This is a genomic window from Citrobacter sp. C5_2, from assembly GCF_014596845.2.
Lineage (GTDB): Bacteria > Pseudomonadota > Gammaproteobacteria > Enterobacterales > Enterobacteriaceae > Citrobacter > Citrobacter werkmanii.
Map to the genome: position 1 here is coordinate 5029320 of NZ_CP115032.1, position 17621 is coordinate 5046940.

The following is a 17621-nucleotide window of genomic DNA, read 5'->3' on the forward strand; positions in this document are numbered from 1 at the left end:
TCAATCGCAAGACGCCTTGCTATTCACTTTTCATCAGACAATCTGTGTGAGCACTGCAAAGAACGTTTCTTTAAGGTAAGGAGGTGATCCAACCGCAGGTTCCCCTACGGTTACCTTGTTACGACTTCACCCCAGTCATGAATCACAAAGTGGTAAGCGCCCTCCCGAAGGTTAAGCTACCTACTTCTTTTGCAACCCACTCCCATGGTGTGACGGGCGGTGTGTACAAGGCCCGGGAACGTATTCACCGTGGCATTCTGATCCACGATTACTAGCGATTCCGACTTCATGGAGTCGAGTTGCAGACTCCAATCCGGACTACGACATACTTTATGAGGTCCGCTTGCTCTCGCGAGGTCGCTTCTCTTTGTATATGCCATTGTAGCACGTGTGTAGCCCTACTCGTAAGGGCCATGATGACTTGACGTCATCCCCACCTTCCTCCAGTTTATCACTGGCAGTCTCCTTTGAGTTCCCGGCCGGACCGCTGGCAACAAAGGATAAGGGTTGCGCTCGTTGCGGGACTTAACCCAACATTTCACAACACGAGCTGACGACAGCCATGCAGCACCTGTCTCAGAGTTCCCGAAGGCACCAAAGCATCTCTGCTAAGTTCTCTGGATGTCAAGAGTAGGTAAGGTTCTTCGCGTTGCATCGAATTAAACCACATGCTCCACCGCTTGTGCGGGCCCCCGTCAATTCATTTGAGTTTTAACCTTGCGGCCGTACTCCCCAGGCGGTCGACTTAACGCGTTAGCTCCGGAAGCCACGCCTCAAGGGCACAACCTCCAAGTCGACATCGTTTACGGCGTGGACTACCAGGGTATCTAATCCTGTTTGCTCCCCACGCTTTCGCACCTGAGCGTCAGTCTTTGTCCAGGGGGCCGCCTTCGCCACCGGTATTCCTCCAGATCTCTACGCATTTCACCGCTACACCTGGAATTCTACCCCCCTCTACAAGACTCTAGCCTGCCAGTTTCGGATGCAGTTCCCAGGTTGAGCCCGGGGATTTCACATCCGACTTGACAGACCGCCTGCGTGCGCTTTACGCCCAGTAATTCCGATTAACGCTTGCACCCTCCGTATTACCGCGGCTGCTGGCACGGAGTTAGCCGGTGCTTCTTCTGCGAGTAACGTCAATCGCTGTGGTTATTAACCACAACGCCTTCCTCCTCGCTGAAAGTACTTTACAACCCGAAGGCCTTCTTCATACACGCGGCATGGCTGCATCAGGCTTGCGCCCATTGTGCAATATTCCCCACTGCTGCCTCCCGTAGGAGTCTGGACCGTGTCTCAGTTCCAGTGTGGCTGGTCATCCTCTCAGACCAGCTAGGGATCGTCGCCTAGGTGAGCCGTTACCCCACCTACTAGCTAATCCCATCTGGGCACATCCGATGGCAAGAGGCCCGAAGGTCCCCCTCTTTGGTCTTGCGACATTATGCGGTATTAGCTACCGTTTCCAGTAGTTATCCCCCTCCATCGGGCAGTTTCCCAGACATTACTCACCCGTCCGCCACTCGTCACCCGAGAGCAAGCTCTCTGTGCTACCGTTCGACTTGCATGTGTTAGGCCTGCCGCCAGCGTTCAATCTGAGCCATGATCAAACTCTTCAATTTAAGTTTGATGCTCGTGAATTAAACTTCGTAATGAATTACGTGTTCACTCAGAGACTTGGTATTCATTTTTCGTCTTGCGACGTTAAGAATCCGTATCCTCGAGTGCCCACACAGATTGTCTGATAAATTATTAAAGAGCAGTGCCGCTTCGCTTTTTCTCAGCGGCGCGGGGTGTGCATATTACGCTATCCCGCTTCAGAGTCAAGCGTTTATTTACGCTTTTCTCCGCTGACCCGGCGGCGTGTAATCCGTTGTTCCGTGTCAGTGGAGGCGCATTATAGGGAGTTATTTCAGGCTGACAAGGGGAAATTCAAAATAACTTTCCGAATGCACATTTTTTCACCAAAACAACCATTAACATGCCATAAAATAAGCAATTTGCCGTTTTTGCAGCCGCAATCACACTACCTGGTGGCATACTAATGAATAAGAGAAAGAGTAAGGAATAACATTCATGCCTTTAAATGCCCAACAGCTAGCCGCACAGAAGAATCTGTCCTACGTTCTGGCCGAAAAGTTAGCTCAGCGAATCTTAAAAGGTGAATATGCGCCGGGAGCTATCCTGCCCGGTGAAATAGAGCTGGGCGATCAGTTTGGCGTGAGTCGTACCGCAGTAAGAGAAGCGGTAAAAACGTTAACGGCAAAAGGTATGGTATTACCGCGCCCGCGTATTGGCACTCGCGTCATGCCTCAGGCAAACTGGAACTTCCTCGACCAGGAGCTGCTTACCTGGTGGATGACGGAAGATAATTTCCCTCAGGTCATAAAACATTTTCTGGTGATGCGCATCAGTCTGGAGCCTCAGGCCTGTTTACTGGCGGCGACTATCGGTACGGCAGAACAAAAAGCGCATCTCAATACACTGATGGAAGAGATGGTCGAGCTGAAAAGAAATTTCCGGCGCGAGCGTTGGATAGAAGTTGATATCGCCTGGCATGAGCACATCTATGAAATGAGTGCGAATCCGTTCCTTATCTCCTTTGCATCACTGTTCCATTCCGTCTACCAGACCTACTTTACCTCTATTACCTATAACGATGTGGTGAAGCTGGATTTGCATCAGGCCATTGTCGATGCGATAGAAGATAGCGATGGCGATCGCGCCTTCACCGCCTGTCAGGCATTGCTGATAGCACCGAACGTGCTACCGGATAAATAATATGTCAGAAAAGAAATCTCGCAGTATGGCCGGGCTGCCATGGATAGCAGCCATGGCCTTTTTTATGCAGGCATTAGACGCCACTATCCTCAATACCGCTTTACCCGCAATAGCGCACAGCCTTAACCGCTCTCCACTCGCCATGCAGTCGGCTATTATCAGCTATACCCTGACGGTCGCCATGCTGATCCCGGTGAGTGGATGGCTGGCAGACAGGTTCGGTACCCGACGCGTCTTTATGATTGCCGTAAGCCTGTTTACGCTGGGTTCGCTGGCTTGTGCGCTATCCAGTTCCTTAAGTGAACTGGTAGTTTTCCGCGTCATCCAAGGCATCGGCGGCGCGATGATGATGCCTGTTGCCCGTCTGGCTTTATTGCGAGCTTACCCGCGCAGCGAATTACTCCCTGTGCTTAACTTCGTGACCATGCCTGGGCTTGTGGGCCCGATTTTAGGTCCGGTATTGGGCGGGGTTCTGGTCACGTGGGCCAGTTGGCACTGGATTTTCCTGATTAATATTCCCATAGGCGTGGCGGGTATCTTCTATGCACGCAAATATATGCCGAACTTCACCACGCCGCGCCGCGGCTTTGATATGACAGGTTTCTTCCTCTTTGGCCTGAGTCTGGTGTTGTTTTCCAGTGGTGTTGAGCTGTTTGGTGAGAAGCTTGTCGCTACCTGGGTCGCACTCAGCATTATTGTGACCAGTATTCTGTTGCTACTTGCCTACATTCGTCACGCGCGTCGTCACCCAACGCCGCTGATATCGCTTCCCATATTTAAGACCAGAACCTTTTCCGTTGGGATCGCTGGAAACCTTGCCACGCGTCTGGGTACAGGATGTGTGCCGTTCTTAATGCCGCTGATGCTACAGGTAGGCTTTGGATATCCGGCGTTAATTGCGGGTTGCATGATGGCGCCAACGGCGCTGGGATCAATACTGGCAAAATCAATGGTGACGCAGGTGCTACGCCGACTCGGCTACAGAACGACACTGGTGGGTGTTACGGTGTTTATCGGCCTGATGATTGCGCAATTCGCTTTGCAATCCCCTGCTATGCCGGTCTGGATGCTGATCCTGCCGTTGTTTATTTTAGGTATGGCGATGTCCACCCAGTTTACCTCAATGAATACCATCACTCTGGCGGACCTGACCGATGAGAACGCCAGCAGCGGTAACAGCGTGCTGGCCGTTACGCAGCAACTGTCGATCAGTTTAGGGGTCGCTATCAGCGCCGCCGTCCTGCGTATCTATGAAGGTATGGAAGGTACTAATACGGTTGAACAGTTCCATTACACCTTTATAACCATGGGCGCGATCACTATTGTCTCTGCGCTGATGTTTATGCTGCTAAAAGCCAAAGACGGACGTAACCTGATCAAAGATCGGCACAAGCCTAAACCGACCCCCGCGCCATCAAAACAGGAGTAAGTTGCAGGCGTTGTTGCTGCAATGCGGGCTGCGCCATCCGGTGGATTAACACATCGATGGCCAGCTCGCCCAATTCATCTTTGGGTTGATGGATGGTCGTCAGCGGCGGCGTCATATAGCGTGCCAGTTCGATATCATCATAACCCACCACCGCCATATCCTGCGGAATGCGCAATCCTGACTGATACAATGCCTGATACGCTCCGACGGCCATTGCGTCGTTCCCGGTGAAAACGGCCTGTGGTCGCTGTTTATGTGACAACAACGTTTGCATAGCTTCAAAACCACCGCCGAACTCAAAGTCACCGGTGATCTCGTAACCTTCCGGGACCGGCAAGCCCGCTCGCTTCATGGCCGCCCGATATCCTTCCAGACGTAAACGCGCCGGTGTTTTATCCAGCGGCCCGGTAATACAGGCTATGCGCGTAAAACCTTTATCGATAAGATGCTGAGTGGCTAAGTCCCCGCCTAACAGAGAGTTATCCTGAATCAAATCGCTTTCGCCATCAAAGGGCGACCAGTCCATCATTACGGTAGGAATAGAAGGATAGCGTTGCATTATCTCTCTGGAAGGCTGGTGCGTTTCGGTGCAGAGCAGCAGCAAGCCATCCACCCGTTTTTGCATCAGCGTTTCCAGATTGCGGTTCATTCGCTGTTCATCGCCTTCGGTATTGCATAACACCAGGCTGTAACCGCGTTCAAAACAGCTACGTTCAACGCCACGAACCAGCTCGGAATAAAAAGGATTGGTACTGGCAGTGATTAACATGCCAATGGTGCGGGTCTGGTTTAGCTTGAGACTGCGCGCCAGTGCGGAGGGCGCATAGTTAAGCTCTTTAATTGCCGCTTCAACTTTGTCAGTGACAGACTCACTGACAAAGCGATCTTTATTAATGACGTGAGAAACCGTCGACGTAGAAACACCCGCCAGGCGGGCGACGTCCTTCATTGTAGCCAAGCGTTACCTCTGTTGACTTAAAAACGCTTCTATTTCTTCGCGCCATGGAACGGAAGGCTGCGCACCTTTACGGGTAACCGCAATCGCCGCAGCTGCATGGGCAAAACGGATCGCTTCAGGCAGCGGTGTCTCTTCCAGTAACGCTGTAATTAACGCGCCGTTAAAGGTATCCCCGGCAGCGATGGTATCAACGGCGTCCACTTTAAAACCAGGCACTCGGTGACCTTCACCATTCACGCTGGCCCACACTCCGCGACTACCTAAAGTAATCAATACAGTATGGATCCCTTTCGCGTGTAATGCCTGCGCCGCTTTGGCCGCATCTTCATCGTTTTCAACACGGATCCCCGTCAGCTTCTCAGCCTCGGTTTCATTCGGGGTAATAATATCTACCAGCGCCAGCAGTTCGTCAGAAAGTTCACGCGCCGGAGCCGGGTTAAGGGCGACCGTGGTCTTATTTTGCTGCGCAATTTTTGCCGCAGCCAGCACGCTTTCGATCGGCGACTCTAACTGCATCAGTAAGGCGGAGGCATGCGCAATCCGGTCGCGCTGCGCTTCCACCAGTGCAGGAGAAAGGGCTGCGTTCGCTCCGGCGTGAATGCCAATAACGTTCTCGCCATCACCATTCACAAAAATCAGTGCCACGCCGGTCGATTCCCCCGAAATGACGCTGATCGGCGCAATATCGATATTATCTTTGGCCAACTGTTTACGCACACTTTCGCCAATATCGTCGTCACCCGTACAGGCAATAAACGCGATGTTCGCGCCACTACGACCCGCAGCAACAGCCTGATTAGCGCCTTTTCCGCCAAATGCGACCTGATAATGGCTACCGGTTACGGTTTCACCAGGCGTTGGGAAAGATTTGAGGTTGAGGATGTGATCGGCATTGATGCTGCCAAGAACAACGAGGTTGCCTGCGGTTTTCATGTTCGGAGTGTCCAGTAAAGTGCGCCACCGGGTTAGGGTGGCGCGTGCCCTGCTTTTCTTTTTACGCTTTCATCCTTAGAACCAGGCCCTGGGATGGCGTATTTATGTCTCCATCAGGCCGCGAGCGACCTGAATCGGTGTTACTGCTTGATGACCAGCTTCAGATCAACCGGATATTTAGCCTGAACCTTCTCGCCTTTCAGAACCTTATCCGCAGTTTCCACGCCTTTCGCGCCGATCTGATCCGGCAACTGAGCAATGGTCGCAGCCAGTTTGCCATCATTTACTGCTTTTTCGCCATCTGGCGTGCCGTCAAATCCAACCACCATCACATCAGATTTACCCGCGGTTTGCAGTGCGCGTAGCGCACCCAGCGCCATTTCATCGTTCTGGGCAAATACGGCCTGCACGTCAGGATGTGCAGTCAGCAGGTTCTGCATGACGTTCAGACCCTTAGTGCGGTCGAAGTCTGCCGGCTGGCTGGCCAGTACGTTAAATTTGTGTGCCGCAACGGCTTGCTGGAAACCTTCGCCACGCTCACGCGCCGCTGAAGTACCGGCAATCCCCTGTAGTTCGATAACTTTCGCGCCTTCACCTGCTTTCTTCGCGATGTAATCACCCGCAATTTTACCGCCCAGCACGTTATCAGACGCAATGTGGCTGACCACATCACCTTTTGTCGCCTGACGATCCAGAGTAATAACCGGGATCTTCGCCTGATTAGCCATCTTCACAGCGTTACCAACGGCATCAGAGTCAGTCGGGTTAATCAGCAGTATTTTAGTTCCACGAACCGTTAAGTCCTGAACGTTAGCCAGCTCTTTCGCCGGGTTGTTCTGTGAATCCAGAATCACCAGGTTATAGCCCAGCTTATCCGCCTCTTTTTGCGCGCCATCCTTCAGAGACACAAAGAACGGGTTATTGAGGGTGGAGACCACCAGCGCAATGGTATCTTTCGCCATCGCATTCGCGCTCACGGTGGCGCTCAGCGCAACAGCAGAAACCAGGGTAGCCAGTTTTTTCATGTTCATATTTAAGATGTCCTGTAATCGTTGTTACTGCTTTTTGTTGTCTACCAGTACCGCCAGCAAAATCACCACCGCTTTGACGATCATCTGGTAATAGGAGGATACACCTAACAAATTCAAACCATTATTGAGGAAACCGAGAATTAATGCGCCGATCAGCGTCCCAACAATACGTCCTTTACCGCCCGCCAGGCTGGTACCGCCTAACACCACCGCAGCGATAGCATCCAGCTCATAGCCAGTACCTGCCGTCGGCTGCGCAGAGGAGAGACGAGCCACTTCAATGATGCCCGCCAGCGATGCCAGCAGACCGCACAGGGAGTAAACGATAATTTTGATTTTACTCACGCTGATACCGGACAGACGCGTTGCCGCTTCGTTACCGCCCAGCGCATAGATATAACGCCCCAGACGCGTATGGTGCAGCATGTACCACGCCGCCAGGAAGACAATCCCCATGATCCACACAGGCGTAGGCACGCCTAACGGACGACCAATACCAAACCAACCAAACAGATCGGCATTGTCAGTAAACCCGGTATTTACCGGACTGCCGTTGGTGTACACCATGGTCACACCGCGCAGCAGCAGCATCATCACCAACGTGGCGATAAACGCCTGCACGCGGCCTTTCGCGACAATGACCCCGGTTACTGCGCCAATGGCAGCGCCGAGCGCCAAAGCAGCGGCAACGGCCACCAGCGCATTGACTTCAATACCGACAATGGACGCTGCCACCGCACCGGTAAGCGCCAGCAAGGAACCGACGGACAGATCGATACCCGACGTCAGGATGACCAACGTCATGCCGACGGCCATGATGGCGTTTACCGACGTTTGCTGGAGAATGTTGAACAGATTATTAACGGTAAAAAAGTTGGGGCTCATGGTGGAAACAATCGCGATCAGCACTAACAGAGCGATGAGCGACTTTTGCTCCAGAAGCCATGCTTTAGTGAAATAACGGCGACCAGAAACAGCCTGGGTAGTCATCTTTTTTACTCCTGATTCACGCGATTAAGCTTGCCCACAGCGGCAGCCATTAATACTTCCTGAGTGGCCTGCTCGCGAGTGAATTCACCGCCGAGATGCCCTTCATGCATAACGATAATACGATCGCTCATGCCCAATACTTCTGGCATCTCAGAGGAGACCAGAATGATGCTCAGCCCATCGGCCTTAAACTGGTTGATAAGCTGATAAATTTCTTTCTTAGCCCCAACGTCGACGCCGCGTGTTGGTTCATCGAGGATCAGGACTTTTGGTCGGGTCATCAGACCGCGCGCAATGGCCACTTTCTGCTGGTTACCGCCCGAGAGCAGGCCGATAGCCTGTTCCATCGATGGCGTTTTAACATTGAACAGACGAATAAAATCACCTACCGCCTGCTGCTCATCTTTATGCTTCAGGCTTCCACCGGCGCGGCTGAAATAGCGCAGCGCGGTCAGTGACATGTTCTCTTTCACCGACATGCCCAGCACTAAGCCATCACGTTTACGGTCTTCAGAAATATAGACGATGCCGTTTGCAAGGCCATCCTGTGGCGAACGGGTGACAACTTCATGCCCATCAAGCGTGACGTAGCCGCTGGTGCGCGGCAATGCGCCATACAACACTTTCATCAGCTCGGTACGTCCGGCGCCCATCAGCCCCGATACGCCAAGGATCTCGCCTTTACGCAGCGTGAACGAAACATCGTTTACCCCTGGGCCGCACAGATTATCGACCTTCAGGCGAATATTGCCCGGCGCTTTTTCCAGACGCGGGTACTGATCTTCCAGCTTACGTCCCACCATCATTTCAATCAGTGAGTCTTCCGTCAGCGTTGCGACTTCACGCTCGGCAATGAACTGCCCGTCACGGAAGACGGTCACGTCATCACAGATTTCGAAGATCTCTTTCATACGGTGGGAGATATAGACAATGCCGCGCCCCTGCGATTTCAGCTCGCGGATAACGCGGAACAGGGATTCGGTTTCGGTATCGGTGAGCGCATCCGTCGGCTCATCCATAATGATGACCTTCGACTCAAAGCTCAGCACTTTAGCAATTTCGACCATTTGCTGATCGCCAATCGACAACTCACCGACCAGCCTGTCGCTTTTAAAGCGCAGATTGAGTTTGGCGAGCAGCAGATCGGCTTCGGCGTACATCTTCTTCCAGTCAATTTTGCCAAAGCGATTCACAAACTCACGGCCAAGAAAAATATTTTCAGCAATAGTGAGTTGCGGGATCAGGTTCAATTCCTGGTGGATGATACCGATTCCGGCTTCCTGAGAGGATTTCGGGCCATTAAAGGTGGTCTCTTTCCCCAGCCACAATAAAGAGCCAGCATCACGGGTGTAGATCCCGGTCAGCACTTTCATCATGGTGGATTTGCCCGCGCCGTTTTCGCCCACCAGCGCCATTACGCGGCTTGGATAGACATTCAGCGCAGCGCCGGATAGCGCTTTTACGCCCGGGAACGCTTTATCGATCCCTTTGAGTTGCAGTAATGCGTTCATGATGGCCTCAGAACGTGACGCCAGCACAGAGAATGATATTCGCATACGGAGAACACTCTCCGCTGCGAATTACCGCCTGACTGTCTGCGGTTTGTTTTTTGAATTGTTCATGCGTGGTGTAACGAATTTCTATGGTGTTTCCCTGGTGTTGTTGCAGTTGCTCAATGTGGCTGAGCAACGTTTCGTGGAGTTGCGGATTATGTTGTTTAATTTCCGTCGCGAGAATGGCCGCCTCGACCTGCATTTCACGTGTAACCACATCCAGTACCTGCATAAAAGAAGGTACGCCCTGGGTTAATGCCATATCAATACGCGTTGTGCTGTTCGGGATGGGTAAACCGGCATCACACACCACCAGCGTATCGGTATGTCCCAGACGGGAGATCACCGTTGAAATTTCAGAGTTGAGTACCGTGCCTTTCTTCATTTTCTTTCCCCACTAGCGAAACGTTTCGCTGAAGATAAGTGTAGTGCGAAGAATGGACAGAAAACCACCGCGACGTTACGAAAATGTGATCGCCATCGAAACGTTTCGCAAGGATTATCATTTGATGAAATGAAAACTGGGAGGGACAAAACAAAACGCCCCCTTTCGCGTTGAAAGAGGGCGTCGATTGCCTTAAATCTCTACCTGAGTACCGAGCTCAATAACCCGGTTTGGTGGGATTTCAAACTGGTCCGGCGCGCGCAGCGCATTGCGCTGTAGCAGCAGATATAGCTTGCCGCGCAGACGCAAATACCATGGCCGTTTGCCGACAATCAGCGACTCGTGCGACATAAAGAAGGAGGTTTCCATCATCCGACAGCTTAAGCCTTCCAGACCGCAGCGATGGAACACTTCCTCAACGTTCGGCGTTTCACGCCAGCCGTAGCTGGCCACTACGCGCCAGAAGGTGGGCGATAACTGCTCAATCTGCACCCTACGCACGTTGTGCACGTATGGCGCATCTTCCGTACGCAGCGTCAGCAGAATCACGCGTTCATGCAGCACCTTGTTATGCTTGAGGTTATGCAGAAGCGCAAACGGGATGACGTTCAGCGCACGCGACATATATACCGCCGTTCCCGGCACGCGTACCGGTGGGGATTTCTCCAGAGAGGCAATCATCGCCTCCAGAGAGTTGCCGTGCTCATGCATGCGACGCAGCAGACGGAAACGCTCGCTTTTCCACGTGGTCATGATGGTGAACATCACCAGACCCAGCGTCAGAGGCAGCCAACCGCCGGAAATCAGTTTATCGAGGTTCGCGGAGAACAACGGAACATCGACGCACAAGAACGCCACCAGGATCAGGAAGACGAAGTATTTATTCCAGAGCCAGTTTTTGCGCGCCACGGTGGTAGACAGAATAGATGTCAGTACCATTGTCCCCGTTACCGCAATCCCGTACGCCGCGGCCAGATTACTGGAGTGTTCAAAGCTCACAATCACGATAACCACCGCAAAATAGAGCATCCAGTTAACGAAAGGAATGTAGATCTGACCCGATTCCATTTCCGAAGTATGAATGATCCGCATCGGCGATAAATACCCCAGACGCACGGCCTGACGCGTCAGCGAGAAGACACCGGAAATAACCGCCTGCGAAGCGATAACCGTTGCCAGTGCGGCAAGGATCAGGAGTGGTATCAATGCCCAGTCCGGCGCCAGCAGGAAAAACGGGTTTTTGATCGCTTCAGGATGCTTTAACAGCAGCGCCCCCTGACCAAAATAGTTCAGCACCAGCGAAGGCAATACCACCGAGAACCATGCCAGTCTAATCGGCAACTTCCCGAAGTGCCCCATATCCGCATACAGTGCTTCAACACCGGTAATCGACAGCACTACAGCGCCCAGCGCAATAAAGGACAACGTTTTGAATTCGAGGAAGAAATGCACCGCCCAGTACGGATTTAGCGCCTGCAGTACCTCCGGGTTACCAATAATACTGCGCACGCCTAATACCGCGAGCGTCAGGAACCACAGCAGCATAATCGGCGCAAACAGTTTACCAACCATGCCGGTACCGTGTTTTTGAATCATAAACAGCAGGGTCAGCACGATAATCGAGAGCGGAACAATCCAGGTATCCAGCTGCGGTGCAACAATCTCCAGACCTTCAATCGCCGACATCACTGAAATGGCTGGCGTAATCACCACTTCACCATAGAAGAAGCTGCCGCCAATCAACCCCATGATGACCAGCATCGAGGTTGTTCGCGCCGAGGTATTGCGCCCGGCCAATGACATCAACGTCAGGATCCCACCTTCCCCGGCGTTATCCGCACGCATGACAAACGTCAGATATTTAATGGAGACAACAAAGATCAGCAGCCAGAAAATCAGCGAGAGAAAACCAAACACAGCATCACGTTCAACGCCAAAACCAAACTGGCCAGACAAACATTCACGAAGCGTATAAAGTGGGCTGGTACCAATATCACCGTAGACAACCCCAATGGCCGCAAGGGTAATCGCAGACAATGATTGTTTATTATCAGTGCTCATAGACTCGTCTTTCGTTTATACACATCATCATTCAAGCCACTCCGTGTGGGTTGCATTCGTTATTCCCCCCATCCCAGAAGAAAACTCCATTGCCGCCTTGGTGCAGTATGATTGATATGGTGTATATATAAGAAATGTGTGCGTCGTCCCTTGGCCCACAAAAAGGCGCACAGTATGCACGATTAATCATAAAATCGTACCCCTAAATGAGACCAGATTAATCTGGCTCAAAGAAAAATAAGCGCACCTTCAGTCTATTACTGCACTGGTGTGAAGCATCTATACTCGCAGTTTACGCAGTACATTTGGCGAAAGGACGCCACTTCATTATGGCTCACCCACATTTATTAGCGGAAAGAATTTCCCGTCTGAGCAATGCGCTGGAAAAGGGACTTTATGAACGTAGCCACGCCATTCGCCTTTGCCTGCTGGCTGCTCTAAGCGGTGAGAGCGTATTCTTATTAGGTCCTCCAGGGATCGCAAAAAGCTTAATTGCCCGTCGACTGAAGTTTGCTTTTCAAAACGCCCGCGCTTTCGAATACCTGATGACGCGCTTCTCTACGCCGGAAGAGGTGTTTGGGCCGCTGTCTATCCAGGCGCTGAAAGACGAAGGTCGCTATGAACGCTTAACGGCGGGCTATTTACCCGAAGCTGAAATTGTCTTTCTCGATGAAATCTGGAAAGCAGGCCCGGCCATTCTCAACACCCTGTTGACCGCTATTAACGAACGGCATTTTCGTAACGGCGCGCATGAAGAGAAAATCCCGATGCGTCTGCTGGTGGCAGCCTCCAACGAACTGCCTGAAGCAGACAGCAGCCTGGAAGCCCTGTACGACCGTATGCTGATCCGCCTGTGGCTGGATAAAGTTCAGGACAAGGCCAACTTCCGCTCCATGCTGTTAAGCCAGCAGGATGAAAGTGACAACCCGGTCCCGGCGTCGTTACAGGTGACGGATGAAGAGTATTACCAGTGGCAAAAGGACATTGGCGCCATCAAGCTTCCCGATCGCGTCTTTGAGCTTATTTTCACACTGCGCCAACAGCTAGACGCATTACCGAATGCCCCCTATGTATCCGATCGCCGCTGGAAAAAAGCTATCCGCTTACTCCAGGCCAGCGCCTTCTTCAGCGGACGTGATGCGGTCGTGCCTATCGACCTGATCCTGTTGAAAGATTGCCTGTGGTACGACGCGCAAAGCCTGAATCTGATGCAACAGCAGCTTGAAATTTTGATGACCGGACACGCCTGGCAGCAGCAAGCCATGCTGACGCGTCTGGCCAGCATTGTGCAGCGCCGTATCCAGCTCCAGCAGCAGCAAAGCGACAAAACGGCATTCACGGTGATCCGTCAGGGCGGCATGTTCAGCCGTCGTCCTCATTATGATTTACCGCCGGAAGCCACTTCTTCAGTCGTGACATTACTGCTGCAAAAACCCTTAAAACTGCATGATATGGAAGTTATCCATATTGCTTTCGAACGGGGAGCGCTGGAACAGTGGCTAACCAAAGGCGGTGAGATCCGCGGAAAATTAAACGGGATCGGCTTCGCCCAAACGCTGAACATGGAAGTCGATAGCGCACAGCACCTGGTTGTGCGCGACGTCAGTTTGCAAGGCTCTCGTCTGGCGCTGCCCGGTGCATCGCAAGAGAGTATGCCTGATGAGATAAAACAGCAGCTTGAAGCACTTGATAACGAGTGGCACCAGCAGCACAGTGCATTCAGCGAACAGCAAAAATGTCTGTTTATTCATAGCGACTGGTTAGGCCGCATTGAGGCCAGCCTGCAGGATGTCGGGGCACAAATCCGCCAGGCGCAACAATGCTAACCCTTGATACGCTCAATATCATGCTGGCAGTCAGTGAAGAGGCGATGATCGAAGAGATGATCGTCGCCCTGCTGGCTTCTCCAAAGATGGTGGTGTTTTTTAAAAAGTTTCCTCGCCTTAAAAAAGCGATTACTGACGATATTCCCCGCTGGCGCGAGTCACTGCGCAGCCGCCTCAAAGATACCCATGTACCGCCGGAGTTGACGGAAGAGGTCATTTGTTACCAACAAAGCCAGCTCCTCTCTCATGCGCAGTTTATGGTCCAGCTCCCGCAAATATTGGCGCTATTACACCGCCTACATTCGCCGTGGGCCGGGCAAGCGCAGCAACTGGTTGATGACAACAGTACCTTTACGCCCGCCCTGCATACGCTTTTTCTCCAGCGCTGGCGCCTGAGTCTGGTGGTGCAAACTACAACGCTGAATCAGCAACTGCTGGAAGATGAGCGTGAACATTTACTTAGTGAAGTTCAGGAACGGATGACCCTCAGCGGGCAACTGGAACCCGTTCTGGCAGAAAACGACAACGCCGCAGGCCGGTTATGGGATATGAGCGCAGGTCAAATCAAGCGCGGCGATTATCAACTGATGGTGAAATATGGCGAATTCCTGACGCAACAACCCGAACTCCAGCGTCTGGCTGAACAGTTAGGCCGTTCCAGAGAGGCCAAATCTGTGCCGCGTAAAGATGCACCCATGGAGACCTTCCGTACCCTTGTGCGGGAACCCGCCACCGTCCCGGAACAGGTGGATGGCATCCAGCAAAGCGACGACATCCTGCGCCTGTTGCCGCCGGAACTGGCCACACTGGGCATTACTGAACTGGAATACGAGTTCTACCGACGGCTGGTGGAAAAGCAGCTGTTGACCTATCGTCTGCACGGCGAGGCATGGCGCGAGAAAGTAACGGAACGTCCGGTGGTGCATCAGGATTTTGACGAGCAGCCGCGCGGACCGTTTATTGTTTGCGTTGATACGTCGGGATCAATGGGCGGTTTTAATGAGCAATGTGCAAAAGCCTTTTGCCTGGCGCTAATGCGCGTCGCCCTGGCCGATAACCGGCGCTGTTTCATTATGCTGTTTTCAACAGAAGTGGTGCGCTATGAGCTGTCTGGTCCGGAAGGCATTGAACAAGCGATCCGTTTTTTAAGCCAGCGTTTTCGCGGCGGTACCGATATTGCCAGCTGCTTTCGCGCCATTATTGAGCGCATGCAGGGCCGGGAATGGTTTGATGCCGATGCGGTGGTGATCTCTGATTTTATCGCTCAGCGATTGCCCGATGAGGTCGTCAATAAAGTGGGTGAATTACAGCGGGTGCACCAGCATCGTTTTCATGCGGTGGCGATGTCAGCACACGGCAAACCCGGCATCATGCGCATTTTCGATCATATCTGGCGCTTTGATACCGGGATGCGAAGCCGCCTGCTCAGACGCTGGCGGCGTTAATTATTACAGCAGGGAAGAAACGCTTTCACGTACCTGTGCCGGCCACACGCCACACTGCACCTGACCAATGTGCGGTAATTGCAGCAGCAGCATGGTCAAACGCGACTGTCCAATGCCGCCACCGATTGTCTGCGGCATTTCACCACGCAGCAGCGCCTGGTGCCATTCCAGACTCAGGCGATCTTCATCACCGGTCAATGAAAGCTGGTGTTTAAGGGTATCGGCATCCACACGGATCCCCATCGAAGACAGCTCAAACGCATCTTCCAGAACCGGGTTCCACACCAGAATATCACCGTTCAGACCGGCGTGACCCAGCTCAGACGCTGAACTCCAGTCATCATAATCCGGCGCGCGTACATCGTGACGGTGACCGTCACTGAGCTTGCCGCCGATCCCTACCAGGAATACTGCGCCCAGTTCTTTCGCGATCGCACGTTCACGACCTTTCGCGTCAAGATCCGGATAACGAGATAACAGCTCCTGGCTATGAACAAAGTGGATCTGCTCTGGCAGGAACGGTGCCAGACCAAACTCTTTACTAACCGCAGCCTCGGTGGCCTTAATTCCCGCCCAGATAGCCTCTACCGTGCTTTTCAGAGTGGAGAATTGACGCTCGCCGTCGCCCATCACGCGCTCCCAGTCCCACTGGTCAACATACACTGAGTGCAGTGGGGAGAGGCGATCTTCATCGGGACGCAGGGCCTTCATGTGCGTGTACAACCCTTCGCCTGCGCTAAAGTCGTGTTGTCCTAACGTTTGACGCTTCCACTTCGCCAGTGAATGAACCACTTCGAATTGAGCGTCCGGCAATGCTTTAACCTTCACCTGCACCGCTTTTTCACAGCCCGACAAGTTATCTTGCGTGCCATCTCCTACGCGGCTGAGGATCGGAGCCTGAACTTCGATCAGACCTAAACGCTCTTCCAGCTGACGAGAAAAATGAGATTTTACGAAGCTAATTTGACGTTGTTTGACAATGTAAGCGGTTTTCATTATGTGTACTCCTGTGTCCTGTTGCCTATGATTAAGCAACAGAATGGAGGTAATATTCAATAATCAACAAACAAAAAGCCGACTTCGATTTTGATTCGTTAAAATTAACGTCTAAAATAAAAAGAAACATTAATCTACATAAGAAAAACCTATGGAAAATTATCAGATCGACAATCTGGACCGCGGCATTCTTGATGCCCTGATGGAAAATGCTCGCACCGCCTACGCAGAATTGGCCAAACAGTTTGGCGTTAGTCCGGGGACAATTCACGTTCGCGTAGAAAAGATGAAGCAGGCCGGGATCATCACCGGTGCGCGTATTGATGTCAGTCCCAAACAGTTGGGTTATGACGTCGGCTGCTTTATCGGCATCATTCTGAAAAGCGCGAAGGACTATCCGTCAGCGCTGGCCAGACTGGAAAGCCTTGACGAAGTGACCGAAGCCTATTACACCACCGGCCACTACAGTATCTTTATTAAGGTGATGTGCAAGTCGATCGACGCGCTGCAACAGGTACTTATCAACAAGATCCAAACAATTGATGAAATTCAGTCCACTGAAACCCTGATCGTCCTGCAGAACCCGATCATGCGTACCATCAAGCCATGATCATTTTTTTTAATCCCACATTTTTCCACAGGTAGATCCCAGCTCGCTCACAGCGTACAATGCGCCTTCTTTATAAAGGTGGGCGAGCATGGCAGACATCACTCTTATCAGCGGCAGCACGCTTGGCAGTGCGGAATATGTAGCAGAACATCTGGCTGAAAAGCTGGACGACGCCGGTTTTTCCAGCGAAATACTGCATGGACCAATGCTGGATGAGGTTCCGGCTGAAGGGATCTGGCTGATTATCAGCTCCACACACGGTGCTGGAGACATTCCTGACAACCTGCAGCCTTTATATGACGCATTACGAGAGCAAAAACCGGACCTGTCGCAAGTAAACTTCGGCGCAATTGGCATCGGCAGTCGTGAATATGACACCTTTTGCGGCGCAATCGACAAGCTGGAAGCAGAACTGAAAGCCTGTGGGGCAAAACAGATCGGCGAAACGCTTAAGATCAACGTGCTGGAACATGAAATTCCGGAAGATCCGGCTGAAATTTGGCTGGGATCCTGGCATCCATTGCTCAGAGATTTGTAAAGATCATACTTTTTTATGTGGATAACTCTGGTTAAAAGCTTGGATCAACCGGTAGTTATCCAAAGAATAACGGCTGTTCAGTTTTTGAGTT

General features: G+C 52.2%; 14 protein-coding genes and 1 rRNA gene. 6 read left to right on the forward strand and 9 right to left on the reverse strand.

Annotated features, from left to right (window positions below; all coding sequences use genetic code 11):
- Positions 1-76 precede the first annotated feature (76 nt).
- A 16S ribosomal RNA gene (locus ICA20_RS24395) occupies positions 77-1616 on the reverse strand.
- 454 nt (positions 1617-2070) lie between these two features.
- On the opposite strand from ICA20_RS24395, the gene ICA20_RS24400 reads away from it, so the two are divergent.
- Together ICA20_RS24400 and mdtD are read left to right on the forward strand one after the other, a co-directional pair.
- Complete coding sequence (locus tag ICA20_RS24400) at positions 2071-2775, forward strand: FadR/GntR family transcriptional regulator (RefSeq protein ID WP_038635812.1); 705 nt, start codon at positions 2071-2073, stop codon at positions 2773-2775.
- Position 2776: 1 nt separating this feature from the next.
- Complete coding sequence (gene mdtD / locus ICA20_RS24405; RefSeq protein WP_038635809.1) at positions 2777-4204, forward strand: multidrug transporter subunit MdtD; 1428 nt, start codon at positions 2777-2779, stop codon at positions 4202-4204.
- On the opposite strand, the gene rbsR is transcribed toward mdtD, so the two are convergent.
- The 7 genes from rbsR to kup form a co-directional block, all read right to left on the reverse strand.
- The gene (gene rbsR, locus ICA20_RS24410) at positions 4170-5162 is read right to left on the reverse strand and encodes a ribose operon transcriptional repressor RbsR (RefSeq protein WP_087857265.1); all 993 of its coding nucleotides are present in this window, start codon (positions 5160-5162) and stop codon (positions 4170-4172) included. The genes mdtD and rbsR overlap by 35 nt on opposite strands.
- A gap of 3 nt (positions 5163-5165) precedes the next feature.
- Positions 5166-6095 (reverse strand): ribokinase, encoded by a 930-nt coding sequence (gene rbsK, locus ICA20_RS24415; RefSeq protein WP_038635803.1) that lies wholly within the window; start codon positions 6093-6095, stop codon positions 5166-5168.
- A 140-nt stretch (positions 6096-6235) separates the two neighbouring features.
- Positions 6236-7126 (reverse strand): ribose ABC transporter substrate-binding protein RbsB, encoded by an 891-nt coding sequence (gene rbsB / locus ICA20_RS24420; protein WP_006687780.1) that lies wholly within the window; start codon positions 7124-7126, stop codon positions 6236-6238.
- Between the two features lie 24 nt (positions 7127-7150).
- A complete protein-coding gene (gene rbsC, locus ICA20_RS24425; protein ID WP_003023762.1) occupies positions 7151-8116 on the reverse strand; it encodes a ribose ABC transporter permease in 966 nt (321 codons plus the stop codon).
- A gap of 5 nt (positions 8117-8121) precedes the next feature.
- On the reverse strand, positions 8122-9627 hold the full coding sequence (rbsA, locus tag ICA20_RS24430; protein WP_038635801.1) for a ribose ABC transporter ATP-binding protein RbsA: 1506 nt from the start codon (positions 9625-9627) through the stop codon (positions 8122-8124).
- Positions 9628-9634: 7 nt separating this feature from the next.
- Positions 9635-10054 carry a D-ribose pyranase gene (rbsD, locus tag ICA20_RS24435; protein WP_038635798.1) on the reverse strand — a complete coding sequence of 140 codons (420 nt, stop codon included), beginning with the start codon at positions 10052-10054 and terminating at the stop codon, positions 9635-9637.
- Between the two features lie 192 nt (positions 10055-10246).
- Positions 10247-12115: a low affinity potassium transporter Kup gene (gene kup / locus ICA20_RS24440; RefSeq protein WP_038635795.1), complete on the reverse strand. Its 1869-nt coding sequence runs from the start codon at positions 12113-12115 to the stop codon at positions 10247-10249.
- A gap of 329 nt (positions 12116-12444) precedes the next feature.
- Here kup and ravA point away from each other — a divergent pair, with 329 nt between their 5' ends.
- Together ravA and viaA are read left to right on the forward strand one after the other, a co-directional pair.
- Complete coding sequence (gene ravA, locus ICA20_RS24445) at positions 12445-13941, forward strand: ATPase RavA (RefSeq protein ID WP_038635792.1); 1497 nt, start codon at positions 12445-12447, stop codon at positions 13939-13941.
- On the forward strand, positions 13935-15386 hold the full coding sequence (gene viaA, locus ICA20_RS24450; protein WP_038635789.1) for an ATPase RavA stimulator ViaA: 1452 nt from the start codon (positions 13935-13937) through the stop codon (positions 15384-15386). The genes ravA and viaA overlap by 7 nt, the downstream gene beginning before the upstream one ends.
- A 3-nt stretch (positions 15387-15389) precedes the next feature.
- On the opposite strand, the gene asnA is transcribed toward viaA, so the two are convergent.
- Entirely contained in the window at positions 15390-16382 is a 993-nt protein-coding gene (gene asnA / locus ICA20_RS24455; RefSeq protein WP_038635786.1) for an aspartate--ammonia ligase, read from the reverse strand.
- A gap of 151 nt (positions 16383-16533) precedes the next feature.
- On the opposite strand from asnA, the gene asnC reads away from it, so the two are divergent.
- Positions 16534-16992 (forward strand): transcriptional regulator AsnC, encoded by a 459-nt coding sequence (gene asnC, locus ICA20_RS24460; protein WP_003023780.1) that lies wholly within the window; start codon positions 16534-16536, stop codon positions 16990-16992.
- A gap of 88 nt (positions 16993-17080) precedes the next feature.
- Positions 17081-17530: an FMN-binding protein MioC gene (gene mioC / locus ICA20_RS24465; RefSeq protein WP_038635783.1), complete on the forward strand. Its 450-nt coding sequence runs from the start codon at positions 17081-17083 to the stop codon at positions 17528-17530.
- Positions 17531-17621 lie beyond the last annotated feature (91 nt).